Raw genomic sequence first — 25554 nt, 5'->3', positions numbered from 1 at the left:
CAGCGACCCCCGCTCTCAGCGGGGGACCGCCTCCGTACGCGTCACCGCCGTCACTTCACCGCGTCCAGCGCGTCCACGATGCCGTAACCGAAGTGGCTGTTGATGTGCTGGGTGCCCGTGCAGGTCGTGGCCTCCGGGGTGCAGCCCGGGTTGTCGGCGTCCTGCTTGAGCAGCCACTGGATCTCCTGCGGGCTGCTCTTCGGGTGCGCGCTCTTGATCAGGGCCGCGACGCCGGCGACGTGCGGGGAGGCCATGGAGGTACCCGCCAGGTAGGCGTAGTCACCGCCGGGCATGGTGGAGAGGATGTTGCCGTGCTTGGCCGGCAGGTCCGGGACCTGCTTGGCGTCGCCGCCGGGGGCCGCCACGTCGATCTGGTTGAGGCCGTAGTTGGAGTAGCTGGACTTCAGGTTCTTCACACCGGTCGCGGCGACCGAGACCACGCCGGGGAGCTGGCTGGGCACGTCCCAGCAGACCGACGGGTCGATCGTGCGCTCGCCCGGCTTGGTGTCGTTCGGGCTGGACTTGTCGACCAGCGACTTGGCGGCGAGGTCGAGGTTGGAGTTGCCCGCCGAGGAGACGTTGACGATCCCCTTCTTCTGCGCGTACTCCGCGGCCCGGCCGACCGCGTCCATGATCGCCGCCTGGTCCGCCTGGTCCGGGCAGTTGAACATCCACGGGTCGACGTAGTAGCTGTTGTTCGTCACCTGCACGCCGTGGTCGGCGGCGAAGACGAACGCGCACACCACGTTCTCGGCGTAGAACATGGAGGTCTTGGGGTCGCTGACCTTGATGGCGGAGACCTTCACGCCGGGCGCGACGCCCGCGATGCCGACGCCGTTGCGGGCCGCCGCGATCGTGCCCGCCACGTGCGTGCCGTGGTAGTCCTTCTTCGCGTCGTACGGACGCCAGGCGCCCCGCGAGGTGTCGGCCACGCCGCCCACGCAGTTGGCCGACTGGCGGGCGGAGAAGTTGGGGGCCAGGTCCGGGTGGGTGTCGTCGACGCCGGTGTCGATCACGGCGACGGTGACGTTCCTGCTGCCCGGGTTGATCTTCGCGGCCTGGTCCGCCTTGATGGCGGGCAGGTCCCACTGGAGGGGCTCCAGCGGCTCACCGCTCTTGGCGGTCTTGCTGTTCCGGCCGGCCGCGGCGAGCGTCTGCGCCTTGGGGAGCCGGTCGAGCTTCTGGGGCTTGCCGATGTCGGTGGTGGCGGCGGACTTCAGCGGCGAGGTGCGGGTCGCACCGGCCGACTGCACCCCCGCGACGGTGCGTATGGAGGCGGCGAAGCCGGGGTTGGACGAGTGGACGACGATCACGCCGATCTTCTCGTATGCGATCACGACCTTCCCGCCGGCCTTGGATATCGCCTTCTTCACCTGGGTGACCGTGGCGCGGTCGGGCGTGGTGTTGACCACGTAGGAAAGGAGGGGGCCTTGCGTGGTGGAAGCCGCCGGGGCCGCGTTCCTGTCCGCGGCGGTGGCCGCGGTCGGCAGGAAGCTGAGGGAAGCCGTCAGGGCCAGGCCGACCGGAACGGCCAGCGCCCGCACGCGTCGGGGTCGGGGAAGTGCCATGGGTTGGGGTACTCCGCATCGTCCGTGAGTCCGTCGTACACAAGACGTGTACGACGGGTGCATGACCAGTGAAGTTATCCGCGATCACCACGGAACATCAATGGATTCCTGAGAAAACCCACCGCGGGAGCGGCCCTTGCGTCCGCCCGGTGCAACAGGGGTTGCGGGGGCGGGACATCGGTGAACGCGGACCTCCCGCGTGCAAGGGCGCCGGGCCTTCTCGCCCGCACCGGGACGTCCTTCCCATATGCGGACCAGCCGTCCGTCCGCGCCTGGAACGTCCGCCCCCGTATCCGCACGGGCCGTCCGTCCGCGGCCCCGCCGCCCGGTAGGCACATCACATGGGCGTACGCGGCGGATTCGCCCGCCGTCCGCGGTCCGCTGCGCCGTACGAGGGGCGGCGCCCGCGCACGCGTACGGAGTTCAACCACCGACCCCCTGTTGGATCGTTTCCCGCGCCTCTACGATGCGTGATCCGGATCACTTATGCACGCTTTACCGCCGGACTCCGACCCCGCCCCTACGCGTCAGGAGAACTCGTGAGCACCGCACCGTCCACCGAACCGGCACCGCCCGAACCGCCTGATTTCCCGCGGGTCCAGGCGAGCGCGGAGTTCACCGAACTCCGCCGTTCGTACCGTTCCTTCGCCTTTCCCCTCACCATCGCCTTCGTCCTCTGGTACCTGCTGTACGTGCTGCTCTCCAGTTACGCGGGCGATTTCATGGCCACCAAGCTCTTCGGCAACATCAACGTCGCCCTCGTCCTGGGCCTCGCCCAGTTCCTCACCACGTTCCTCATCGCCTGGTGGTACTCCCGCCACGCCGCGGCCAAGCTCGACCCGAAGGCCGAGGCGATCAAGTCCCGCCTGGAGGGCGACGCATGAGCCTGACACACCAGTTCGCCGCCTCGGGCGCGGGCGAGCACCGGGCGCTGATCATCACGCTCTTCGCCGTCTTCGTCGTGGCCACGCTCGGCATCACCGTGTGGGCGGGGCGGCAGACGAAGGGCGCCGAGGACTTCTATGCCGGCGGCCGGCAGTTCAGCGGCTTCCAGAACGGCCTGGCGATCTCCGGCGACTACATGTCCGCCGCGTCCTTCCTCGGCATCGCGGGCGCCATCGCCCTCTTCGGTTACGACGGCTTCCTCTACTCCATCGGCTTCCTCGTCGCCTGGCTCGTCGCCCTCCTGCTGGTCGCCGAACCCCTGCGCAACTCCGGCCGCTTCACGATGGGGGACGTCCTCGCCTACCGGATGCGCCAGCGCCCGGTACGCACCGCCGCCGGCATCTCCACCATCGTCGTCTCGATCTTCTACCTGCTCGCCCAGATGGCGGGCGCCGGCGCCCTGGTGACGCTGCTGCTCGGCATCACCAGCGAGGCGGGCAAGATCCTGGTGGTCGTCCTCGTCGGCATCGTCATGATCCTGTACGTGTCCATCGGCGGCATGAAGGGCACGACCTGGGTCCAGATGGTCAAGGCCGTGCTGCTCATCGCCGGCACCCTGTTGATCACATTCCTGGTACTGCTCAAATTCAACTTCAACATCTCCACCCTGCTCGGCAAGGCGGCCGAAGAGAGCGGCAAGGGCGCGGCGTTCCTGGAGCCCGGGCTCAAGTACGGCGCGACCGCCACCTCGAAGATCGACTTCATCTCCCTGGGCATCGCGCTGGTCCTGGGCACCGCCGGGCTCCCGCACATCCTCATCCGGTTCTACACCGTCCCCACCGCCAAGGCCGCCCGGACCTCCGTCAACTGGGCGATCGGCATCATCGGCGCCTTCTACCTGATGACCATCGCGCTCGGGTTCGGCGCCGCCGCGCTCATCAAGCCCGCCACGATCATGGCGTCCAACAAGGCGGGCAACACCGCGGCCCCGCTGCTCGCCGAGGAGATCGGCGGCGGCGCGGGCTCCACGGGCGGGGCGATCCTGCTGGCCGTCATCTCGGCGGTCGCGTTCGCCACCATCCTCGCCGTGGTCGCGGGCCTCACCCTCGCCTCGTCCTCGTCCTTCTCGCACGACCTGTACGTCAACGTCATCCGCAAGGGGAAGGCGACCGAGAGGGAAGAAGTGGTGGTGGCACGCTGGGCCACCATCGGGATCGGCGCGGTGGCCATCGTCCTGGGGGTGTTCGCCCGCGGGCTGAACGTGGCGGGCCTGGTCGCGCTCGCCTTCGCCGTCGCCGCCTCCGCCAACCTGCCGACGATCCTCTACAGCCTGTTCTGGAAGCGGTTCACCACCCAAGGCGCGCTGTGGTCCATCTACGGCGGCCTGGCCGGGTCCGTGCTGCTGGTCCTCTTCTCGCCGGTCGTCTCCGGCAAGGAGACCTCGATGTTCCCCGGCGTGGACTTCCACTTCTTCCCCCTGGAGAACCCCGGCCTGATCTCCATCCCGCTCGGCTTCCTGCTGGGCTGGCTGGGCTCCCTGCTGTCCAAGGAGGAGCCGGACGTCAAGAAGTACGCGGAGCTGGAGGTCCGGTCCCTGACGGGAACGGGCGCGCACTGAGGCCACGGCTCCCGCCTCCTGCCTTCCGAACGAACCCGGGCCGCGTCGTAGGGATCTACGACGCGGCCCGCTCCGCGTCGTGACTTTTCTCTTCTGCTCGTTGTCGGACCCATCGCGTAGTCTCTAACCGAACTGATCCGGACTTGGGGAGGCGGCCCAGTGCTCATCGACACCTTCGGACGGGTGGCCACCGACCTGCGCGTTTCGCTGACCGACCGGTGCAACCTGCGCTGTACGTACTGCATGCCGGAGGAGGGCCTTCAATGGCTCGCCAAGCCGGATCTGCTGACCGACGACGAGATCGTGCGGCTGATAACGATCGCGGTGCGCGACCTGGGCATCGAGGAGGTCCGCTTCACCGGCGGTGAGCCGCTCCTGCGCCCCGGCCTGGTGGGCATCGTCGAACGGGTCGCGGCCCTGACCCCGCGCCCCCAGATGTCCCTGACGACCAACGGCATCGGCCTGGAGCGCACCGCCGCCGCCCTGCGCGCGGCCGGCCTGGACCGCGTCAACGTCTCCCTGGACACGCTGCGCCCGGACGTCTTCCAGACCCTCACCCGCCGCAAGCGCCACGGCGACGTGCTACGCGGCCTGGAGGCCGCGCGCGCCGCCGGGCTCACCCCGGTCAAGGTGAACTCCGTCCTGATGCCGGGCCTCAACGACGACGAGGCCCCCGACCTGCTGGCCTGGGCGGTGGCCAACGACTACGAGCTGCGCTTCATCGAGCAGATGCCGCTGGACGCCCAGCACGGCTGGACACGCACCGGCATGATCACCGCCGGTGACATCCTCGCCTCCCTGCGCACCCGCTTCGACCTGACGCCCGAGGGCGAGGCGGTACGGGGCTCCGCGCCGGCCGAGCGCTGGATCGTGGACGGCGGCCCGCACCGCGTCGGCGTCATCGCCTCCGTGACCCGCCCGTTCTGCCGCGCCTGCGACCGCACCCGGCTCACCGCCGACGGCCAGGTACGCACCTGCCTGTTCGCCACCGAGGAGACGGACCTGCGCGGCGCGCTCCGCTCCGGCGCACCAGACGAGGAGGTCGCGCGCATATGGAAGGGCGCGATGTGGGGCAAGAAGGCGGGCTCGGGCCTGGACGACCCGGAGTTCGCCCAGCCCGACCGGCCCATGTCGGCGATCGGCGGCTGAGGTCCGGGCTTCACCGGCGGCCCCCCGGGCTTGCTCGGGCGGGCCCCGGGCTCGTCTTGGCGGGCCTCGCTCGTGAAGCCCGGTGGCCCGCCCCGTTCCTCCGCGCTTCCCGGATCACCCGCGGCCTTGAAAGGCGCGTCCCGCCGAGCGCGGCGGTGGCCTCCCTCAGCGATCCCCCGCCGCGCTCTCCCACTCCTCCAGCGTGACGACGTCCTTCAGGAAGCCCCGCACGCCCAGGAATTGGGACAGGTGCTCGCGGTGCTCCTCACAGGCCAGCCAGGTCTTGCGGCGCTCGGGCGTGTGCAGCTTCGGGTTGTTCCACGCCAGCACCCACACGGCGGCGGCCCGGCAGCCCTTGGCGGAGCAGACGGGGGCGGCGGGGGAGCCGTCGGCCCCGGCGGCGTTCCGCGCGTCCGGGAAGCCGAGGAGGCCCGGGAGGCTGGGGGTGCCCGCGGAATGCGAGGGATCCGGGTGGTCCGCGTTCACCGGGTGGGGTGTATCAGGGGAGTTCACAGCCTCAACCCTACGTCCACGGCGTCCCGTCACCGAGCCCGGACATGGCGACGCCGGGCAGCCACGGGGGGAGCCGCCCGGCGTCGGTCCATCGCTCCGACGGGGGATGCGGAGCGCGTACGAAGTATGTCACGGGGAACGGGCCGGAGTGCACCGGAACCGCATGATTGATCTGAGGTTTTCTTGAGCTTCGTGGACGGCCCGAAGATCAGCTCTCGTCCTGCCGCCGTTCCCCGGCGTCCGGCCCGGCCGCTTCCGGGACCGGTTCCGCCGCCCCGTCCGCGGGCGCGGCGCCCAGCGCCGGGCGCGTGGGAGCGGGGATGAAGGTCGAGGGCAGCGAAGGGGCGTTCTCCCGGCCCGCGTTGGCGACGACGACCGCGATGTACGGAAGTGCGATCCCGAGCACCAGCGTGGCCACGGCGACGTGACGCTCGATGTTCCAGAGCACCACCGTGAGGATGACGGCCACCGTGCGCACCGACATGGAGATCACATAGCGTCGCTGCCTGCCCCGTACATCCTCCGACAGCCCCTGTCGTGCCCCGGTGATCCGGAAAGACTGGGCGCCGGTCTGCTTCCGCATCACGTTCCACCACCTGGTTGTCGCGCCGGATTCTCCCCGCTTCCGGACCGGTTCCACGTTACGCCCTGCCTGCGCAGCCTTCGAGACCGGGGAGCGACGCGCGCGGGCCGGACGCGCACAGGCGTCATGCGTACGGGACGCTCCGGCGTGCGGCGTAGGGCCGGCGGAGTGAGACTGGGCGGGCGGCGCGGGACAGGCAGGCGGAACACGCCGCGGGCCACGCGCCGCCGAAGGAGGCGACATGAGCTGGTTGTGGGCAATCATCGTGGGCCTGGTACTGGGCCTGATCGCGAAGGCCATCCTCCCCGGGAAGCAGCGCATCCCGCTCTGGCTGACCGTGGTGTTCGGCATGCTCGGCAGCGTCCTGGGCAACTGGGTGGCCACCGGCATCGGCGTCAACGACACCAGAGGGGTCGACTGGACCCGGCACGTGCTGCAACTGATCGGCGCGATCGTGGTCGTCGGCGTGGGCGACCGGCTCTGGGCCGCCATCCGGGGTGAAAGGACGACCTGAGGCACCGGCCGCGAAAAGACGACCGCGAGGCGGGCGGTCCGTCCGGACGGCACACACACCGCCCGGACGGACCGCCCCCGAAGACTTGCCGCCCTCCGGATCTCCGCGAGGGCTTACCGACCCGGATCTCCGTGCGGTCTTACCGCCCCCGGATCTCCGCGAGCTTGCGGCCGGCCTTGAGGTACGCGGTACCCGGCAGCCCGGCCAGCTTCTCCGCGAGCACGGCGTCCAGCGGGCGGATCGCCTCGTCCTCGGCGAGCACCACGGTCTCCTGACCGCCCTCCGACTCCACGACCAGCCGCAGCGCGTTCTGCTTGGCCAGGCGGCGGGCCGCCGAGGCGCTGGGCGTGAATTCGAGGACCTTGGTCAGCACGGTGGCGACGGTCTCCGTGCCGTGCTCGGCGACGTCCACCGTGGGCAGCGTGCCGACCTCGGCGAAGGACTTCTTGGAGAACTGGGCGACGAACCCGGCGCGCGCGGCCATCGCCGCCGGCAGCCCGTGCAGCGCGGTGACGACCTCGCCCGCGAGGATCTTCTTCAGGTCCATCGGGTGCAGCGAGCGGTCCGCGACGCGGGCCAGGACGAGCGCGATCTCCTCGTCCGTCCACTCCGTCCACGCCTTCAGGTACGGCTCGATCAGCCGGTCCGGCACCGACATGATCTTGCCGAAGACGTCCTCGGCGGTCGCGTTCAGCCCGACGTAGTTGCCCTTGGACTTGGACATCTTCGCGCCGGTGCCGTCCGTGCCCTCGATCAGCGGCATGGTCATCACCAGCTGCGGCTGCTGCCCGCGCAGCTCCATGAGCTTGCGGCCCATCTGGAGGTTGAGGAGCTGGTCGGCGCCGCCGAGCTCGATGTCGCACTCCAGCGCCACCGAGTCCAGCGCCTGCGCGATCGGGTACAGCAGCTCGGACATCGTCAGACCGGACCCCTGGGCCAGCCGGTTGCGGAAGTCCTCGCGCTGGAGGAGCTGGGAGGCCGGCACCTGCGAGAGCAGGCCGAGCAGCTCGGGGAAGGTGTACGGCGCCAGCCACTCGCTGTTCTGCCGGAAGCTGACCCTCTCGAAGTCGAAGAAGGGCCGCACCTGCTCCCGGTAGCCGGCGAGGTTCAGGGCGATGTCCTCGTCGGTCAGCGGCGGGCGCTCGGCCGTGCGGCCGGTCGGGTCGCCGATCTTGGCGGTGAAGTCGCCGATGATGAGGGTGACGTCGTGCCCCATCCGCTGGAAACGGCTGAGGATGATCACGGGGACGGCGTGGCCGAGGTGGATGTCCGCCGCCGTCGGGTCGATGCCGAGTTTGACGCTCAGGCCCTTGCCCGCCGCGCGGCGCTGCTCGATCCGCTCCGCCAGCTTGTCCGTGCCCGGCAGGACCTCCACCGTGCGGGCGGCGATCAGCTCGGCCTGCTCGGCGGCGGAGAGGTCCGTCAGGTCCAGATAGCGCCGCGCGCTCGTCTCCTGCAGCAGCTCCTCAACGGTGGAGTCTGCGGAGAGGTCCGCGGAAAGCAGCGTGCGGGCGCGGGCGACGGATGCGCCGAGGCGTGTCATGGCGTTCCTGATCGATCGATGGTCCCGGATGGGAGGACAAAGGGAGAGTCTATGAGGTCGGGCCGAAACTTTTTACGACGCGGTGGGGGCGGGGGCGGTCGGAGGGGGACCGGAGGGGGAGCGGGACGCCCTGTGCTCCGGCGCCCCTGGCGTCGGACAAGCGCCCCACCCCCCACCGTCCCGCTCACACCCCCGGGCTCACCGAACTCATGTTGAAGTCCGGCACCCGCAGGGCCGGCGTCGCGGCCCGGGTGAAGTAGTCGCTCCACTCCCGGGGGAGCGTCCGCTCGGTGCGCCCGGCCTCCACCGCGCGGGAGAGCACGTCCACCGGCGACTCGTTGAACCGGAAGTTGTTGACCTCCCCGACCACCTCACCGTTCTCCACGAGGTAGACGCCGTCCCGGGTGAGGCCGGTGAGCAGCAGCGTCGCCGGATCCACCTCGCGGATGTACCACAGGGAGGTCAGCAGCAGCCCGCGCTCGGTGGCCGCCACCATCTCGTCCAGGGAGCGGGTGCCGCCCGCCTCCATCAGCAGGTTGTCGATGCCGGGCGCCACCGGCAGGCCGGTCAGCCCGGCGGTGTGCCGCGTCGTGACGAGCCGCTCCAGCACGCCGTCCCGGATCCAGTCGGTGGCCTGGAGCGGCACGCCATTGTCGAAGACCGAGGCGTCGTCGCCCGAGCTGTGGGTCAGGACGAAGGGCGCGCACTCCAGCCCCGGCGCGTGCGGGTCGCTGCTCAGCGTCAGCGGCAGGGAGGACAGCCGCTCGCCCAGGCGGGTGCCGCCGCCCGGCTGGGAGAAGACCGTGCGGCCCTCGACGGCGTCCCGGGCGGTGGACGCCCAGTACTGGCAGACGAGCAGGTCCGCGACGGCGGTGGGCGGGAGCAGCGTCTCGTACCGGCCGGCGGGCAGGTCGATCCTGCGCTCGGCCCAGCCGAGCCGCCGGCCCAGGTCGGCGTCCATCGCCAGCGGGTCCACGTCCGCGAAGTCGCGGGTGGCCAGGCCCGCCCAGGCCGAACGGGTGCGGTCGGGGGACTTGGCGTTCAGCTCCAGCGTGCCGGTGGGCTGGTCGTGGCGCAGCCGCAGGCCGGTGGAGGTGCCGAGGTAGGACGAGGCGATCTCGTGGTACGCGAAGCCGTACAGCTCGCGACCGCCGGCCCGCGCCTGCCGGAAGGACTCGCCGAGCGCGGGCGCGAAGGCGGCGAAGACGTCGGAGGAGGTCTCGGCGGGCGCGTCGGTGAACGCGGGGTCCGGGGCGCCGCCGGAGACCAGCGGCTGCGCGTCCTCGGCCGGGCCCGCGTCCCGGGCCGCCGCCTCCGCGGCCCGCACCAGCGGTTCCAGCTCGTCGGCGGTGACGGCGGAGCGGGAGACCACGCCGGAGGCGGTGCCTTTGCCGCCGTCCACGGTGGCCACGACGGTGACGGTGCGGCCCCGGGTGACGCCGTTCGTGGTCAGGGCGTTGCCGGCCCAGCGCAGGTTGGCGCTGGAGTTCTCCTCGGCGATGACCACGCAGCCGTCGGCCCGGGACAGCTCCAGCGCCCGCTCGACGATCTCGTGGGGCTTCGTGCTGCGCGGGCTCATCGGCCGGCCTCCTGGGCGGTGTTGAGGATGGTGACGCCCGTGAACAGGGCGGAGGGGCAACCGTGCGAGACGGCGGCGATCTGGCCCGGCTGGGCCTTGCCGCAGTTGAAGGCACCGCCCAGGACGTAGGTCTGCGGCCCGCCCACCGCGGCCATCGAGCCCCAGAAGTCGGTGGTGGTCGCCTGGTACGCGACGTCCCGGAGCTGCCCGGTCAGCTGCCCGTTCTCGATCTTGAAGAACCGCTGCCCGGTGAACTGGAAGTTGTACCTTTGCATATCAATTGACCAAGAACGGTCGCCGACGACATAAATGCCCCGCTCCACCCCGTCGATGAGCTGCCGGGTGGACGGCCCCTGGGGCGCGGGCTGCAGGGACACGTTCGCCATCCGCTGGACGGGCACGTGGCCGGGCGAATCGGCGAACGCGCACCCGTTGGACCGCTCGAAGCCGGTCAGCTTGGCCATGCGGCGGTCGAGCTGGTAGCCGACGAGCGTGCCGTCCTTGACCAGGTCCCAGGACTGGGCCGCCACGCCCTCGTCGTCGTACCCGATGGTGGCCAGGCCGTGCTCGGCGGTCCGGTCGCCGGTCACGTTCATCACCTCGGAGCCGTACCGCAGCTTGCCGAGCTGGTCGAAGGTGGCGAACGAGGTGCCCGCGTACGCCGCCTCGTACCCCAGCGCGCGGTCCAGCTCGGTGGCGTGCCCGATCGACTCGTGGATCGTCAGCCACAGGTTGGACGGGTCCACCACCAGGTCGTACGTACCCGGCTCGACGCTCGGGGCGCGCATCTTCTGCGCCAGCAGCTCCGGCATCCGGGCCAGCTCGTCGTCCCAGTCGTAGTGGCCGCCGGTCAGGTACTCCCAGCCGCGGCCCACCGGCGGCGCCAGCGTGCGCATCGAGTCGAACTCGCCGCTCGCCGGGTCCACCGCCACCGCCGTGAGGTCCGCGTGCAGCCGGACGCGCTGCTGGGTGGTGCTGGTGCCCGCGGTGTCCGCGTAGAACTTGTTCTCCTGCACGGTCAGCAACGACGCGTCCGCGTGCGCCACATCCGGCGCCGCCAGCAGCCGCTCGCTCCACTCCGCCAGCAGCCCCGTCTTGTCGGCGTCCGGCACGTCGAACGGGTTGATCTCGTACGAGGACACCCACGTCCGGTCCGCGTGGACCGGCTCCGGCGCCAGCTCCACCCGCTCCCGGGACCCGGACGCCTCGATCACCTTCGCCGAGAGCTTGGCCATCGCCACCGCCTGCGAGGCGACCCGCGCGGCGGCGTCCATCGTCAGATCGACCCCCGAGGCGAACCCCCACGCCCCACCGTGCACCACGCGCACCGCGTACCCCAGGTCCGTGGTGTCGGAGGACCCGGACGGTTTCGCGTCCCGCAGCCGCCACGCCGCACTCCGCACCCGCTCCAGCCGGAAATCGGCGTGCTCGGCACCCAGCGCCCGCGCCCGCGCCAGCGCCGCGTCGGCCAGCGCCCGCAACGGCAGCGCCAGAAATGACTGATCGACCTGATGGGCCACGAAGGGCTCCCTCTCTCTTGCCTGCTCTCTCGCCTGCTCCTGACGTGTTACGGACTGAATCATGGGCGCCCACGAGGACGGCCGTCCACCGGTAAAACGGGTGGACGGCCGGGGAACGTCATGCGGATCCGGACGCCATCGCGTGCGTGCCCTTCTCGGTGGGAGCGCGGCGCGGATGTGGCCGGCGGCTTGTGAGGCCAGGGGGAGCGGTGGGTGCTCGTGCACGGGCAGTCGCTGCCCGCGTCTATGAGAGGGCGTTACTTCGATAGGAGGACAGGATTGTTGTCCGTCCACATGAGTCCGCGGCGGAATCTGGCCCCATACGCCCGGCCGCACCTTTGTGAGCTGTGCCTTCTCCGCGCCGTGACCGGTTCTTGTTCGGACGCCGCATGAGAGTCGTGAACGCGGGACATCGTCCGTTCGTCGATGAACGCCTACCATCCCCCACAGACGCGGGTATTCCTTGAACGACTGCCGAGCGGAGAGCCCATGAGTGTGGTTTCCGTCCGTGAATTCTCCTGCGATCCCGACGCCATCTTCGCGCGCGTGGAGGAGGGAGAGACGATTCAGGTGACACGGCATGGCAATGTGATTGCCATACTGCTTCCCGGAGCGGGCGCCTCGGAGCGCTATGCGACGCTCGTCGCGCGGGGCCGGATCCGGCTGAAGCCGGTAACCACCGCGGATCTCGACCGATTTCCGGTGTACGAGTCGGTGAGTGACGAGTCGCCGCTGAGCATCCTGCTCGCGGCGCGGGAGGACGAGCCGCGTTGATCTACATGGATACGTCGGCGATCGTCACCCTGCTCGCCGGACGCGAATACGCTCGTGAATTGCGTGCCTATTTGACCGATCGCACGGCTACCCATCTGGGGACCAGCACCATCGGTTTTGTCGAGACGGTGCGCACTTTAGACCTTCTCGGTGATTTTCCGACCGTCATGCAGGACCTCGATCGCGATTACACCGAAATCCTGCTGACCGATGAGGTGCGGGACGCCGCCGCGATACTGCCCGGCAGGCTCCGGGCGCTGGACGCGGTCCATGTGGCCAGTGCACAGGTCCTGGGCGACGCGCTCGATGTGCTCATCAGTTACGACAAACGCATGGTGGAAGCCGCCCAAGGAGCCGGGCTCCCCATTGCCGCACCCGGGCTGCGCTGACGGGCGTCCGGCCGCGCGGAAGCCGGGCCGGCGCCTCACGAGGGCATCGGGGGAAACGGCTCCTCTGTAGGAACCCCACAGACCCCGCCATCCGCTCCTGTGCGGGGCCGATTCTCCCTGGCGGGCCGGTGACCGATAGTTTCGTACGGAACACAGGTTGGACACGACAGGGAAAGGGTGATCTCTTGAGCCGCTCGGTTCTGGTCACCGGAGGTAACCGCGGCATTGGTCTCGCCATTGCCCGTGCCTTCGCCGAGGCAGGCGACAAGGTCGCCATCACCTACCGTTCGGGGGAGCCGCCCGAGGGCTTCTTGGCCGTGAAGTGCGACATCACGGACACCGAGCAGGTCGATCAGGCCTTCAAGGAGATCGAGGAGAAGCAGGGCGCGGTCGAGGTGCTGGTCGCCAACGCCGGTGTCACCCGCGACCAGCTTCTGATGCGGATGTCCGAGGAGGACTTCACCTCGGTCCTGGAGACCAACCTCACCGGTACCTTCCGGGTGGTCAAGCGCGCCAACCGCGCCATGCTGCGCGCACGCAAGGGCCGGGTCGTGCTGATCTCGTCCGTCGTGGGCCTGCTGGGCTCCGCGGGGCAGGCGAACTACGCCGCCTCGAAGGCGGGCCTGGTCGGCTTCGCCCGTTCGCTCGCCCGGGAACTGGGGTCGCGCAACATCACCGTCAACGTCGTCGCCCCGGGTTTCGTCGACACCGACATGACCCGCGTGCTCACCGACGAGCAGCGGGCGAACATCGTGCAGCAGGTGCCGCTCGCGCGCTACGCGCAGCCCGAGGAGATCGCCGCCTCGGTCCGCTTCCTGGCCTCCGACGAGGCCGCGTACATCACTGGAGCCGTCATTCCCGTCGACGGCGGATTGGGCATGGGTCACTGATCACTATGAGTGGAATCCTCGCCGGCAAGCGCATTCTGGTCACGGGCGTCATCACCGAGGGCTCGATCGCCTTCCACGCGGCCAAGGTCGCGCAGAACGAGGGCGCCGAGGTCATCCTGACCGGCTTCGGCCGGCTCTCGCTCGTGGAGCGCATCGCCAAGCGGCTGCCCAAGGAAGCCCCCGTCATCGAACTGGACGTCACCAACCAGGAGCACCTGGACGGTCTCGCCGACAAGATCCGCGAGCACACCGGTGACGAGGGCCGGCTCGACGGGCTCGTGCACTCCATCGCCTTCGGCCCGCAGGGCGCCTTCAACTTCCTGGAGGCGGAGTGGGCGGACGTGGCCACCGCCGTGCAGGTCTCGGCGTACTCCTTGAAGTCCCTGACCATGGCCTGCCTGCCGCTGATGCCGCAGGGCGGCTCGGTCGTCGGCCTGACCTTCGACGCCTCGATCGCCTGGCCGAAGTACGACTGGATGGGCGTGGCCAAGGCGGCCCTGGAGTCCACCAACCGCTACCTGGCCCGCGACCTGGGCGCCAAGAACGTCCGCTGCAACCTGGTCTCGGCCGGCCCGATCAAGTCGATGGCCGCCAAGTCCATCCCCGGCTTCGAGGAGCTGGCGGACGTGTGGAACCACCGCGCCCCGATCGGCTGGGACCTGTCCGACCCGGAGCCGGCCGGCCGTGGCGTCGTCGGCCTGCTGTCGGACTTCTTCCCGCGGACCACCGGCGAGATCGTGCACGTCGACGGCGGCGTGCACATGATGGGTGCCTGAGCGGCCGTAGACAGGGGCTGGTAGGGCCTCCGTCACCTGAAGACCGAAGACCGTGATGCCCGTCCTGGGATGCCAGGGCGGGCATCGGGCTTCGGAGGGGGCGGCCGGTGCTCCTTCCGGTCGTGATCTCCGCGTCCTGCCGCCAGAATGTTCGAAGGGGATGAAGAGGTCCGGAGGGGCGGGTGGGGCGTGGTGGAGGCGCGCCGTGTCGCCGACGTGATGCCCTGAGCTCGTCGTTCGTCCCGAATGCTTCGTCCGCGTCGTGACGAGGAGGTGCGGGGATGCGTCTGGGCGCCGGCCGCCGCGCGGCGGTCCTGGTGAGCGGCCTCGTCGCGTCGGCCGCCTTCGTTGCCTGCGGCACCGTGACGGCGGCACCGGCACCTTCCGCGGCGAGTACCTCGTACGCCACACCGGTCACGTCCGTCCTCGTGCGCGCCGCCCCGTTGCCGCCTTCCGACGAGCCCCTACGGGCGTGGTGCCGGACCGGCGTGCGCGGCAGTACCGGGAGTGCCGAGTGCTTCAACCCCAACGCCTCGGTCGACCGGGTCCGCCTGCACGTCGAGTGCCGCAGGTGGTACGACCCGGACGTGGACACCGCGGCCGAGCGGATCGGACCGGCCGGGCACGCCTCGCTCTCGGGGCGCTGCTGGCACGAGGTCGACGATGTGTGGATCAGCCACGATTCCGGGCGCTGAGCCGGCAGCCGTAAGGGTGCGCGGCGGCTTCGACGGCGGCCTGTTCCCCGTTGCCCGCGCGGATCGCGGCGACCATCCGGGCGTGGTCGGTGTGCGACTCCGGCCGCAGCACCTCGCCGATGTCGGCGCGCAGGAACTCGCGCAGCACGCCGCCGAGGTCCGCGTACAGCTCGGCCAGGACGTCGTTGTGCGAGGCCGCCACGATCGCCATGTGGAAGGTGGCGTCCGCCTCCACGAACGCCGCCGCCGCGCCGGACTCCCAGGCGTTCTCCCGCCGCTCCAGGAGCGCTTCGAGCTGCTGGAGGTCCTGCTCCGTGCGGCGCCGCGCGGCCAGCCGGGCCGCCGTCGCCTCCAGGGCGCTGCGCAGCTCGGCGACGTGCTCGGGGTCGGCGTCGGCGAACCGGCGGTGCATCACCCCGGCCAGCTCGCTGGTCGCCACCACATAGGTGCCCGAGCCCTGGCGGATGTCGAGCAGGCCGTTGTGGGCCAGCGCCCGTACGGCCTCGCGGACGGTGTTCCGGGCCACGCCGAGCTGTTCGACGAGTTCGGGCTCGGTCGGGATGCGCGAGCCCACCGGCCACTCGCCGGAGGTGATCTGGGCGCGGAGCTGCGCGATCACCTGGTCCGCCAGCGCCGAACGCCGGGGGGAGGTCAGTGGCGGCATGGCTGCGCTCCTGGGTCCTGGGTCACGGCATCGCCGAGGATATCGGTACGAAGGGGACCGGCCGCAGGCAGTGGTGCCCGGCCGGGGTCCCCCCTCTCCGGGCCGGACCGCCGGCCCTGTGACGCACGGAACGCTGGACAGTCATTCATCCCATGATTCTATGATGACCTTTATGGCAGACGAAGACCTCGCGACCCTCGGCCCCCGTGCCGGGGCCCCCGGTTCCACCCCCGACGCTCCGACGGGCGCCCGTACCGCGGCGCGCACGGCTGACGGTCCCACCCCCGGCGGACCGGAGAAAGCCGCCGGAGCGGCGGCCGGTCCGGGAGGCGAACCCGCGGTGGCCCCCGCCCCGTCCGCGGAGGCGCCGGCCGGCGGGGCTCCCGCGTCCGCCCGCTGGCTCACCGGTGTGGTGATCGCCGGCATCGTCCTGGCGGCGCTGAACCTCCGCCCGGCCATCACCAGCCTCGGCGCCCTCATGGAAGAGGTGCGGGTCGGCCTCGGCATGGGCGGCACCGTCGCGGGGATGCTGACGTCCGTGCCGGCGCTGTGCTTCGCGGTCTTCGGCATCACCGCGCCCCGGCTGGCCCGGCGCTGGGGGCCCGGGAGGATCGTCTGCGCCGGCATGGCCGCCATCGCCGTCGGCGTCGCGGTCCGCCCGTTCACCGGTGGCACGGCGGCGTTCCTGGTCACCACCGCCCTGGCGCTGGCCGGGATCGCGGTCAGCAACGTTCTGATACCGGTCGTCATCAAGAGCTGGTTCCCGCAGCGGGTCGGCCAGATGACCGGGCTGTACTCGATGGCCCTCGCCCTGGGGACCTCGCTCGCCGCGTCGCTCACCGTGCCGCTGACGGCGGCGCTGGGCGGCGGCTGGAAGATCGGACTGGCGGCGTGGGCCACGCTCGCCGCCGTCGCGGTGCTGCCCTGGGTGCTGATCGGACGGCAGCGCGGGGTGACCGCCGGTGCCGCCCGCCCGGCCGCCGGGCGGCAGGACGGGGCCGCCCCCCGCGCCCGGATCACCAAGTCGCCGACCGCCTGGGCGCTGGCCGTCTTCTTCGGCCTCCAGGCCACCGGGGCCTACATCACCATGGGCTGGCTGCCGCAGATCTTCCGCGACGCCGGGGTCTCGGCCGGTACGGCGGGCGTCCTGCTCGCCGTCACGATGGCCGTGAGCGTTCCGCTCTCCTTCGTCCTGCCGAGGCTGGCGGGCCGCATGCGGAACCAGGGGCCGCTGGCCGTGGTGCTGGGGCTGTGCGGCATCTCCGGATACGCCGGGCTGTGGCTGGCGCCGGCCGGCGGTGCCTGGGCGTGGGCCCTGCTGCTGGGCGTCTCCAACTGCGCCTTCCCGCTCGCCATCGCCATGATCGGCATGCGCGCGCGCTCCGCGGACGGCGTCGTCCGGCTCTCCGCCTTCGCGCAGAGCGTCGGCTACCTCATCTCCATCCCCGGACCGCTGCTGGTCGGCACGCTCAACCAGCACAGCGGTGGCTGGGACCAGCCGATCGCACTGATGATCGGCCTGCTGGTGCCGCAGATCGTGATGGGTGTACTCGCCGGGCGGGACCGCCGCATCGAGGACGAGCTCTGAGTGCGACACTGGGGCCATGCCAGTGCTCGAACCGAATCCGCAGGGCGGCCAGAAGAAGCTGCTCACCGTCCTGGGCGTGATGCTCGCCGTGACCGTCGTCATCGCCGTGATCGCGACCATCGCGTCGCCGTGAGGCGCGGCCCGCAGCGGCTTCATGGGGGATGACCCCGGGGCCGCGGGGCACGTCTCGCGCGGATCGCGGTGCGGTGTGCGCAGCGGTGTGGTGTGCGTATACGCGGTGGCGTCGGCGGCCCACGGATCGTGGCCGTGGCCCGGGAACGGGGTGGGGGAAACCCCACCGTCCCCTAGGGGGTGCGGGTCAGGGTTAAGTGGGTGGCATCCCGGATAGGACGGGACGCCGGTGATCCGTAGCGTGTGAGTACACCGTGCCGCTGCGGTGGGCGCGGTCGCCGGCCGGTGACCGCGCCGCTCCCTCACTCCCCGGAGGCGATCCCATGTCCACCGTGTCCAGCCGGCCGGCCGTCCCTGAGGCCCGTGGCCTGCACGTGCGGTTGCCTTGGTGGGCCGTGGCCCTGGCGGTCCTCTCGTTCTCCGCGTTGCTCATCCTCATAGCCCTGCCCACCGACACCCCGGGGACGGGCGCCGCGCAGAGCCTCACCTCGCTCTACCACTTCCTGGGCCGCGCCTTCCCCTTCGGTGCCTGACGTCCCGTTCCTCCCTTCTGTCACCCGCCAGGGGGAGCCCCTCAACACCCCGCGCCCCGCGCCGCGTTTCGTGCGAAGCTGGGGAACATGAGCGTCGATACACCACGCCGGATTGTCCTTCTCCGACACGCGAAGGCCGAATGGTCGCAGTCGAGTGATCATGAGCGTCCGCTCGCCGAGCGGGGCCGCAAGGACGCCCCGGTCGCCGGCCGCAGGCTGGCCGAATCCGGGATCGTCCCCGACCTGACCTTGTGCTCGACAGCCGATCGCACCCGCGAGACGTGGAAGCTGTTCGTCCACGAGCTCCCGCAGCGGCCGAAGACCGTCTACGAGGAGCGGTTGTACGAAGCGTCCCTCGGCGAGCTCATCGCGCTGGTGAACGAGACCTCGGACGAGGTGAACACCCTGATGCTCGTCGGCCACAACCCCGGGATGCACGCGCTGGCCGACGCGCTCGCGGGGGAGGCCGAAGGCGACCTGCTGCCCCGCATGAACCGCAGCGGCTTCCCGACCTCCGCACTGGCCGTGCTCACCTTCAACGGCTCCTGGAAGTCGGTCGAGCACGGAGTCGGCCGGCTCGTCGCCTACTGGTCGCCGCACGACTGACGGTTGCCCGGCGCCCGGCTGAGGCGGCTCCCGGCTGAGGCGGCGGTGACCGGACTCGTCCGAACGAGGCGGTGACGCGACCGAGGCGGGCGGCGGGCGGACGGGCCACCGGGCGGCCGACGGGTCCGCCGTCCGCCCTACGGTCCGGGCCGGACGCACGGACGTGGCCGACCGATCGGACGTACGTATGCCGAGGCCCCGGCGCGGAGGACAATCCGCGCCGGGGCTTTCGCGTGCCTGGGCTGCCGTTCTTCCGGTGCGCGGCCTTCCAGCCCGCTGCCTTCCGGTGCGGCGGTCCGGACCGGGTGGCGTCCGGCACACCGGTTCCGGCCCGCGCCCTCTCGTACGTCGGACCGGGCCTTCCCCGCACGGGGCCGAGCCGGTGGCCTCCGGCTCAGTCGTCGTGCATGTCGGCGGCTTCGACCTCTTCGCGGGTGATGCCCAGCAGGTACAGGACGGTGTCCAGGAACGGCACGTTCACGGCGGTGTGCGCGGCCTCCCGGACGACGGGCTTGGCGTTGAAGGCGACGCCGAGCCCGGCCGCGTTCAGCATGTCCAGGTCGTTCGCGCCGTCACCGATCGCCACCGTCTGCGCGAGCGGTACCCCGGCCTGGTGCGCGAAGCTGCGGAGCAGGCGCGCCTTGCCGGCCCGGTCCACGATGTCGCCGGTGACCCGGCCGGTCAGCCGCCCGTCGACGATCTCCAGGGTGTTGGCCGAGGCGAAGTCCAGCCCCAGCTCCTCCTGGAGCGCGTCCGTGACCTGTGTGAACCCGCCGGAGACCACACCGACCTGGTAGCCGAGGTGCTTGAGCGTGCGGACGAGCGTGCGGGCCCCGGGGGTGAGCCGGACCTCCTTGCGGACCTTCTCCACCACCGAGGCGTCCAGCCCCTCCAGGAGCGCGACCCGGGCGTGCAGCGACTGCTCGAAGTCCAGCTCGCCGCGCATCGCGGCGGCGGTGACCTTCGCGACCTCGGCCTCGCACCCCGCGTGCGCGGCGAAGAGCTCGATCACCTCGTCCTGGATGAGGGTGGAGTCCACGTCCATGACGACCAGCCGCTGGGCGCGCCGCTGGAGCCCGGAGGCGACCACGGCCACGTCCACGCCGAGGACGGCGGCCTCGGTGGCCAGGGCGGTGCGCAGGATTTCGGTCGGGGCGCCGGACACCGCGAACTCGACGGCGGTCACCGGGTACTTCGCGAGGCGGAAGATGCGGTCGATGTTGCCGCCGGTCGCGGTGATCGCGGCGGCGATGGCGGCGGTCGACTCCGCGGTGAGCGGGTGACCGAGGACGGTGACGTGCGAGCGGCCGATGCCGCGCGGGCGGTTGTCGCCGATGCCGGAGATGATCTCGGCCTGGAGGTTCATCGACTCGGCCCAGCTGTGCACCGTGGCGCGCAGGTCGCCCTCCGTGCTGCCGGTCGAGCCGTGGAGCGGTTCGGGCGCGGTGACCAGGACGCACAGGACGATGCGGCCCCGGGTCACGACCTGTTCGATGTCCACGACATCGACGGAGTAGGCGGCGAGGGTGTCGAAGAGACCTGCGGTGATGCCCGGCCGGTCCTTCCCGAAGATCTTGACGAGGAGGGTGGGCGTGTCATCGGCCGGTACGGCGGTGGCAGGCGGGATCTGCGATGCGCTCATGGTGCTCTTACGGTATCCGGCCCGCGCCGGCCGCCGTACAGGTGTCCGTGGTGCGGACGGGGGCGGGTGCGAAGGGGCTGGTGGGGGTGGTGGGGACGGAGAAAACGGAGGGTTCGACCCGACGCGGGGGAGCGGCGGACCGGGTGGGCCGGATCGCTGCTCCGGAGGTGATGGGGGCGATGGATCGGGTGGGCTCGATCGCTGCTCCGGGTGCGGTGGGGCTGAGGGACCGGGGGGTGTTCCGGATCGGCTCTCCGGGGGCGGCGGGTTCGGCGGATCCGCGTCCGGGGCGGGCGGCGCTCCCGGTACGCGGGGGTTCTTCGGCGTCCGGCCGGTCATCCGGGCCCGGGCGGGGGGTCGTCGGGCGCGCCGCCCTCACGACGATCCGGCTCGTCCCTATGACGGTCCGGGTCGCCCTTGTGCCCCTGTCCGGGGCCGCCGGTCCGCGGCGTCTGGGGAGGCCCCGGAGGCCGGGGCGGCTTCGGCGGGGCGGACGGCCGGGACCGCTTGGGCGGCGGTGGCGGGGCGCCGCGCACGGTGGGGGAGAAGTGCGGGTCCGAGGGGCCGCCCTGGTGGGACGGGGGCTGGCCGGATGCGTGGGACGGGCCGGAGGCCGGGGGCTGGTCACCCCGCCCGGTCGGCGGTTGCTGCGGTGGCGCGTCCGGGGGGAGAGGCCGCAGGTACGGGTTGGTTTCGGGGCGCGGGGGCCGGAAGACCGGCGCGGGGTGGTACGGCCCCGGCTCGTGGGGCACGTCCGCATGAGAGGGACGACCATCGGCCGACGGACGAGCGCCCCCCGGGCCCGGTCGCTCCTGTCCCGTTCCCGGCCCGGATGCCGGCCGACCCGTCTCCCGGTCCGGCGGGCCTTGAGCCGATTCCGTCGGACCTCGACCCGTTCCTCCCGGCCCCGGTCGACCCGTTCCCCACTCCGGCTCCCCGTGATCCGCCCCCGGCTCGTCCCCTCCCGCACGCGGACGCCCCGACCAGCGCCCCCGGCCCCCCGCAGAACCCTCCGCCCCGTTCCCCGGAGTCCGCCGCAACCTCCGCGTCGGCGCGTCCCCCTCAGGTGCCCACCCCGCCGACCCGGCACCGCCCGAAGGCTCCGGAGCACCGGCCGAAGGAGGCCCGCCCGAAGGCGCACCGTCCCAAGGCACCCCCTCCGCACCCATCGGCCGCACCGCCTGCCGCCCCGCGGCCCCCGTCGCGCAGGCCAGCAAGGCGCCCACCAGCCCCGCGCCCGCACCCCACGCGGCGCCGATCACGAAGGCGAGCGGCACGTCGCCGCGCAGCGCCACCCGGGCGCCGAACGCGTCGAAGCCGAAGACCGACAGCCCGGCGTTGGCCGAGACCCCGGTCAGCCCCACCAGGAGCGGCAGCGTCAGGGCCGTCAGCACGGCGAGCGGCAGCGCGCAGCGCACGGCGAACGGCAGCGCCTTCAGGCGCGCCGGGCGCGGCGTGCGGACCGCGGCCACCGCCCCGGCGAGCAGCATCATCAAGGCCGCCGCGACCACCAGCAGCCACACCCGGCCGTCCAGCTCCGCCAGCCGCGGAACGGTGAGCAGCGCGTTCTCCTGGCCGTCGAGGAGCCGGTCCACCGGGTCGGGCAGCAACTGGGTCAGCGCCCCACTGGCGGTGCCGTGCCAGGGGACGAAGAGGCCGAGCGGGATGGCGAGCCACGCCCCGTTGGGCGCGCCGAGCAGCGCCGCGCCCAGGACGCGCCGCGGATGGTCGTCGCCGATCGCGGCGTACACGGCCGCCGCCAGCCCGGCGACCACGGCCAGGACCAGGACGAGGACCAGCGCGGACGCCGCCGGACGCACCCAGCGGTGCGCCGCGTCCAGCGCGCGGGGGAGCGGCGTGCGCCGGGTCGCCAGCAGTGCGACGAGGAGGACGCCCAGGACCCACAGGACGCCGCCGCCGAGCGAGGCCCCGGTGTGCACGTCGAACCCGACGGCCGCCTTCGCGCCGATCAGATCGGCGATCCGGCCCGGCAGCCCGCCCCCGTCGTCGTCACCGCCGAGGCCCGTGAGGTCGCCGAGCCCTTTGGTGAGCTGGTCGATGAGGCCGCCGCCTCCCTCGTCACCGTTGCCGCCACCGCCACCACCGCCCACCAGCCCGGCCAGCGACTTCCCGTCGATGGTGATCGAGTCGTGCCCGGCCCAGGACAGGCCCGCCAGCACCGTGAGGAAGAACGCCGTCAGGACCCCTGCCCGCGCGCCGAGTTCCGCCCAGCTCACGGTGGCCCCGAGCCGCCGCAGCGACCGCACGAATATCCACCCCAGCAACAGGGCACCCACCAGGCTCACGCCCAACGGCATGATGTCAACGGCGGATTCGGCCGCTTGCCCGGTCAGTCCGAACGCGTGCACGTCGCCCGACGGCGTCACCGTGCCGCCCACGGCCAGCACGACCGCCGCGGCCGTCAGCGGGCCGAGGGCGCCCGTCGCGTCCGCGCCCAGCAGGTACAGCCCCAGCGCCGCCACACCGGTCATCGCGAGAAAGGCCCAGCTCACCGCGGCGACGGAGGACAGGACGACGTCGCCCCACCGGATGCGTGCGGTGCCCCCTGCGGCCATGGTGAGCCCCCGATCGGTGGCGAGTTGCCCGGAACGAGCACGATGACGGTGATCCGTACGGATCCATGGCCCTTACCACTCTCCGGGGGAGTTTCGCCGTCGTCAACGGGAACGCTTCCGGGCCCGCGCCACGGCCCGGTTTCCGGTCGGAGCACCGCGCCTGAAATAGTTCCTCACGATGTTCGCCATCCCTAGACTTCCCATACAGGGCGTCACTCGGGGGACTATGTAATGGGGCATGGAGTGCCTGATCTCGTACTGGAATTGAACGGAAGGACCTGGACGCTCGATTCGTCCCGGACCTACACCCTGGGCCGTGATCCTCAGGGCGACATGGTGCTCGACGACGCCAGGGTCTCCTGGCGGCACGCCATGGTGAGGTGGGGCGGACGCAGCTGGGTCATCGAGGACCTGGGCAGCACGAACGGCACCTATGTCCAGGGTCAGCGGGTCCACCAGATGGAGATCGGCCCCGGTTCGACCGTCCATTTGGGCAACGCCACCGACGGGCCCCGCCTGCACCTGTCCACCAGCGCTCCCGCCGATCTGTACGACGCCCAGACGACGATGACACCGCGCCAGGAGGCCCCCGGCCCCGGCTGGGCCGCGCCGCCGGCCGGTCAGCGTCCGCGCCCCGCGGCGTACGAGCCGACGCCGCCGCGGCGGCTGCCCGGCCAGCAGCAGGTGCCCGCGCACGACTCCCAGCAGGCCCCGTACATCCCGCAGCAGCAGCGGGTGCCCCAGGAGCGGCCCGCCCAGGAGCGTCCCGGCGGCCCGGCCGCGGGCGACGGCGCGCTGCCCCCGGTCTACGGCGACCGCAGCCCGACCACCTTCCACCGCCTGGACCTCGGCCGCGTCATGCGCATCGGCCGTGCCCTGGAGAACGACCTGGTCGTCTCCGACCTCCAGGTCTCCCGGCACCACGCGGAGTTCCGGGCCACGCCCGACGGCAAGTACGAGATCCGGGACCTGGGCAGCCACAACGGCACCTACGTCAACGGTCAGCCGCTGGGCCGCTCCGGTTCGGCGGTGCTCGGCCCGAACGACATCGTCGGCGTCGGCCACTCCACGTTCCGGCTGGTCGGGGACCGCCTGGAAGAGTTCGTCGACACCGGTGAGGTCTCCTTCTCGGCCCGCCACCTGACCGTCACCGTCGAGGGCGGCAAGCAGATCCTCAAGGACGTCTCCTTCGGCGTCCCCGAGAAGTCGCTGATCGCCGTCATCGGCCCGTCCGGCTCCGGCAAGTCCACCCTGCTCAAGGCGCTGACGGGCTACCGCCCGGCAGACCAGGGCGACGTCCTGTACGACAACCGCAACCTCTACAAGCAGTTCGCCGAGCTGCGCCAGCGCATCGGCCTGGTGCCGCAGGACGACATCCTCCACAAGGAGCTGTCCGTCCAGAAGGCGCTGCGGTACGCGGCCAAGCTCCGCTTCCCCGGCGACACCGCAGAGACCGAGCGCGAGGCCCGCATCGACGAGGTGCTGCGCGAGCTCAAGCTCGACATCCACAAGGACAAGAAGGTCACCTCCCTCTCCGGTGGCCAGCGCAAGCGCGTCTCGGTGGCCCTGGAGCTGCTGACGAAGCCCTCGTTGATCTTCCTGGACGAGCCGACCTCCGGCCTCGACCCGGGCATGGACCGCGACGTGATGCAGCTGCTGCGCGGCCTGGCCGACGACGGGCGCACCGTCCTGGTCGTCACGCACTCCGTCGCCGAGCTGGCGCTGTGCGACAAGCTGCTGGTGATGGCCCCGGGCGGCGGCGTCGCCTACTTCGGCCCGCCGGAAGAGGCGCTGAACTTCTTCCAGTACGACAGCTGGGCGGACGTCTTCTCCGCCTTCGAGAACTACCGCGACTACGACTGGATGGGCCGCTGGCGCGGCTCCCCGCACTACCAGATGTACGCCGCGGACATCGACGCCGTCGCCGCCCAGTCGGTGGCCATCCAGCCCCCGCCCGCGCGGATGCAGAAGTCGCAGGGCTGGGGTTCGCAGCTGTGGACGCTGATCCGCCGCTACGTGTCGGTGCTCGCCTCCGACCGGGGATTCCTCGGCCTGATGATCATCCTGCCCGCCGTCCTCGGCGTGGTCTCGATCCTCATCCCCAGTGAGTTCGGCCTCGGCTACGGCCCGCTGAACAAGGGCCGGGCCAACCGCGACGCCAGCACGATCCTGCTGATCCTGGCGGTCGGCATGTGCTTCTCGGGCGCGGCCAACTCCGTCCGTGAGCTGATCAAGGAGCGGGTCATCTACGAGCGCGAGCGGGCCACCGGCCTGTCGCGCTCGGCGTACCTGATGTCCAAGGTGGTCGTCCTCGGCGTGGTCACGGCCATCCAGGGCGTGATCATCGCGGCCATCGGCTTCTCGCCCCGCGCGATGCCCGCCGAGGGCGTCCTGATCAAGAACCTGCCGTCCGTCGAGATGGCGCTGGCCGTCATCGCGCTCGGCTTCACCTCGATGATGTTCGGCCTGATCATCTCGGCGCTGGTCCGGACGGCCGAGAAGACCATGCCGCTGCTGGTCATGTTCGCCATCGTCCAGGTGGTGTTCACCGGCGTGCTCTTCCAGCTCTTCGACACGCTCGGCGTCGCCCAGGTCGCCTGGCTGATGCCGTCCCGCTGGGCCGTCGCCGCCATGGGCGCCACCGCCGACATGAACGTGCTGTTGCCCTGGGAGCCGGGCAACCCCGACCCCCTGTGGAAGCACACCACCAGCGTCTACGTGATGGACATGGTCATCCTCGTCGGCCTGGGCGTCGTCCTCGCCTTCGTCGTCGCCCGGCTGCTGCGCCGCCACGAGCCCGAGGTCATGCGCAAGTAG

General features: G+C 71.5%; 22 protein-coding genes and 1 pseudogene. 14 read left to right on the top strand and 9 right to left on the bottom strand.

All coding sequences use genetic code 11. The annotated features are described in order from the left end of the window. Positions 1–50 precede the first annotated feature (50 nt). On the bottom strand, positions 51–1568 hold the full coding sequence (locus ABZX96_RS31260) for a S8 family serine peptidase (RefSeq protein ID WP_355550883.1): 1518 nt from the start codon (positions 1566–1568) through the stop codon (positions 51–53). 539 nt (positions 1569–2107) lie between these two features. Here ABZX96_RS31260 and ABZX96_RS31255 point away from each other — a divergent pair. The 3 genes from ABZX96_RS31255 to moaA all read left to right on the top strand — a co-directional run bounded on the left by ABZX96_RS31255 (position 2108) and on the right by moaA (position 5220). Then, the gene (locus ABZX96_RS31255) at positions 2108–2452 is read left to right on the top strand and encodes a DUF485 domain-containing protein (RefSeq protein WP_355550882.1); all 345 of its coding nucleotides are present in this window, start codon (positions 2108–2110) and stop codon (positions 2450–2452) included. Further along, positions 2449–4071: a cation acetate symporter gene (locus tag ABZX96_RS31250; protein WP_355550880.1), complete on the top strand. Its 1623-nt coding sequence runs from the start codon at positions 2449–2451 to the stop codon at positions 4069–4071. The genes ABZX96_RS31255 and ABZX96_RS31250 overlap by 4 nt, the downstream gene beginning before the upstream one ends. Positions 4072–4230: 159 nt before the next feature. Then, positions 4231–5220 carry a GTP 3',8-cyclase MoaA gene (gene moaA / locus ABZX96_RS31245; RefSeq protein ID WP_355550878.1) on the top strand — a complete coding sequence of 330 codons (990 nt, stop codon included), beginning with the start codon at positions 4231–4233 and terminating at the stop codon, positions 5218–5220. A gap of 165 nt (positions 5221–5385) precedes the next feature. Here the strand turns inward: moaA and ABZX96_RS31240 are convergent. Then, positions 5386–5595 (bottom strand): annotated as a pseudogene (locus ABZX96_RS31240) (hypothetical protein); the annotation flags it as partial. A gap of 346 nt (positions 5596–5941) precedes the next feature. Beyond that, the gene (locus ABZX96_RS31235) at positions 5942–6316 is read right to left on the bottom strand and encodes a DUF3099 domain-containing protein (protein WP_355550876.1); all 375 of its coding nucleotides are present in this window, start codon (positions 6314–6316) and stop codon (positions 5942–5944) included. Positions 6317–6557: 241 nt separating this feature from the next. On the opposite strand from ABZX96_RS31235, the gene ABZX96_RS31230 reads away from it, so the two are divergent. Beyond that, positions 6558–6830 carry a GlsB/YeaQ/YmgE family stress response membrane protein gene (locus ABZX96_RS31230; RefSeq protein WP_355550874.1) on the top strand — a complete coding sequence of 91 codons (273 nt, stop codon included), beginning with the start codon at positions 6558–6560 and terminating at the stop codon, positions 6828–6830. A 139-nt stretch (positions 6831–6969) separates the two neighbouring features. Here the strand turns inward: ABZX96_RS31230 and tyrS are convergent, their stop codons facing one another. The 3 genes from tyrS to ABZX96_RS31215 all read right to left on the bottom strand — a co-directional run bounded on the left by tyrS (position 6970) and on the right by ABZX96_RS31215 (position 11472). Then, the gene (gene tyrS, locus ABZX96_RS31225) at positions 6970–8373 is read right to left on the bottom strand and encodes a tyrosine--tRNA ligase (RefSeq protein WP_355550872.1); all 1404 of its coding nucleotides are present in this window, start codon (positions 8371–8373) and stop codon (positions 6970–6972) included. A gap of 184 nt (positions 8374–8557) precedes the next feature. Next, on the bottom strand, positions 8558–9952 hold the full coding sequence (locus ABZX96_RS31220) for a metallopeptidase TldD-related protein (RefSeq protein ID WP_355550870.1): 1395 nt from the start codon (positions 9950–9952) through the stop codon (positions 8558–8560). Further along, positions 9949–11472: a TldD/PmbA family protein gene (locus ABZX96_RS31215; RefSeq protein ID WP_355550868.1), complete on the bottom strand. Its 1524-nt coding sequence runs from the start codon at positions 11470–11472 to the stop codon at positions 9949–9951. Before ABZX96_RS31215 ends, ABZX96_RS31220 begins: the two co-directional genes overlap by 4 nt. A gap of 489 nt (positions 11473–11961) precedes the next feature. Here ABZX96_RS31215 and ABZX96_RS31210 point away from each other — a divergent pair, with 489 nt between their 5' ends. From ABZX96_RS31210 to ABZX96_RS31190, 5 genes are all read left to right on the top strand, one after another. Then, the gene (locus ABZX96_RS31210) at positions 11962–12246 is read left to right on the top strand and encodes a hypothetical protein (RefSeq protein ID WP_355550866.1); all 285 of its coding nucleotides are present in this window, start codon (positions 11962–11964) and stop codon (positions 12244–12246) included. A gap of 5 nt (positions 12247–12251) precedes the next feature. Then, positions 12252–12635 (top strand): type II toxin-antitoxin system VapC family toxin, encoded by a 384-nt coding sequence (locus ABZX96_RS31205; protein ID WP_355550904.1) that lies wholly within the window; start codon positions 12252–12254, stop codon positions 12633–12635. 185 nt (positions 12636–12820) lie between these two features. Then, the gene (gene fabG / locus ABZX96_RS31200; protein ID WP_355550864.1) at positions 12821–13525 is read left to right on the top strand and encodes a 3-oxoacyl-[acyl-carrier-protein] reductase; all 705 of its coding nucleotides are present in this window, start codon (positions 12821–12823) and stop codon (positions 13523–13525) included. 5 nt (positions 13526–13530) lie between these two features. Continuing rightward, a complete protein-coding gene (gene fabI, locus ABZX96_RS31195) occupies positions 13531–14301 on the top strand; it encodes an enoyl-ACP reductase FabI (protein ID WP_355550862.1) in 771 nt (256 codons plus the stop codon). A gap of 281 nt (positions 14302–14582) precedes the next feature. Further along, positions 14583–14996 carry a hypothetical protein gene (locus ABZX96_RS31190; protein ID WP_355550860.1) on the top strand — a complete coding sequence of 138 codons (414 nt, stop codon included), beginning with the start codon at positions 14583–14585 and terminating at the stop codon, positions 14994–14996. On the opposite strand, the gene ABZX96_RS31185 is transcribed toward ABZX96_RS31190, so the two are convergent. Beyond that, a complete protein-coding gene (locus tag ABZX96_RS31185; RefSeq protein ID WP_355550858.1) occupies positions 14974–15660 on the bottom strand; it encodes an FCD domain-containing protein in 687 nt (228 codons plus the stop codon). The genes ABZX96_RS31190 and ABZX96_RS31185 overlap by 23 nt on opposite strands. A gap of 172 nt (positions 15661–15832) precedes the next feature. On the opposite strand from ABZX96_RS31185, the gene ABZX96_RS31180 reads away from it, so the two are divergent. The 4 genes from ABZX96_RS31180 to ABZX96_RS31165 all read left to right on the top strand — a co-directional run bounded on the left by ABZX96_RS31180 (position 15833) and on the right by ABZX96_RS31165 (position 18519). Beyond that, on the top strand, positions 15833–17248 hold the full coding sequence (locus ABZX96_RS31180; protein ID WP_355550856.1) for an MFS transporter: 1416 nt from the start codon (positions 15833–15835) through the stop codon (positions 17246–17248). A 16-nt stretch (positions 17249–17264) separates the two neighbouring features. Next, positions 17265–17381 carry an SGM_5486 family transporter-associated protein gene (locus tag ABZX96_RS31175; RefSeq protein ID WP_355550855.1) on the top strand — a complete coding sequence of 39 codons (117 nt, stop codon included), beginning with the start codon at positions 17265–17267 and terminating at the stop codon, positions 17379–17381. 322 nt (positions 17382–17703) lie between these two features. Then, positions 17704–17913 carry a hypothetical protein gene (locus ABZX96_RS31170; RefSeq protein ID WP_355550853.1) on the top strand — a complete coding sequence of 70 codons (210 nt, stop codon included), beginning with the start codon at positions 17704–17706 and terminating at the stop codon, positions 17911–17913. Between the two features lie 87 nt (positions 17914–18000). Next, positions 18001–18519, top strand: coding sequence for a histidine phosphatase family protein (locus ABZX96_RS31165; RefSeq protein WP_355550851.1), 519 nt, complete (start codon positions 18001–18003; stop codon positions 18517–18519). 394 nt (positions 18520–18913) lie between these two features. Here the strand turns inward: ABZX96_RS31165 and serB are convergent, their stop codons facing one another. Further along, positions 18914–20161 (bottom strand): phosphoserine phosphatase SerB, encoded by a 1248-nt coding sequence (gene serB / locus ABZX96_RS31160; protein ID WP_355550849.1) that lies wholly within the window; start codon positions 20159–20161, stop codon positions 18914–18916. 335 nt (positions 20162–20496) lie between these two features. Next, positions 20497–22737: a streptophobe family protein gene (locus tag ABZX96_RS31155; protein ID WP_355550847.1), complete on the bottom strand. Its 2241-nt coding sequence runs from the start codon at positions 22735–22737 to the stop codon at positions 20497–20499. A 231-nt stretch (positions 22738–22968) separates the two neighbouring features. On the opposite strand from ABZX96_RS31155, the gene ABZX96_RS31150 reads away from it, so the two are divergent. Further along, entirely contained in the window at positions 22969–25554 is a 2586-nt protein-coding gene (locus ABZX96_RS31150) for an FHA domain-containing protein (protein ID WP_355550845.1), read from the top strand.

The sequence above is a fragment of the Streptomyces sp. NPDC003077 genome (assembly GCF_040611095.1).
GTDB lineage: Bacteria > Actinomycetota > Actinomycetes > Streptomycetales > Streptomycetaceae > Streptomyces.
This window is presented reverse-complemented; position numbering and strand designations above follow the sequence as displayed.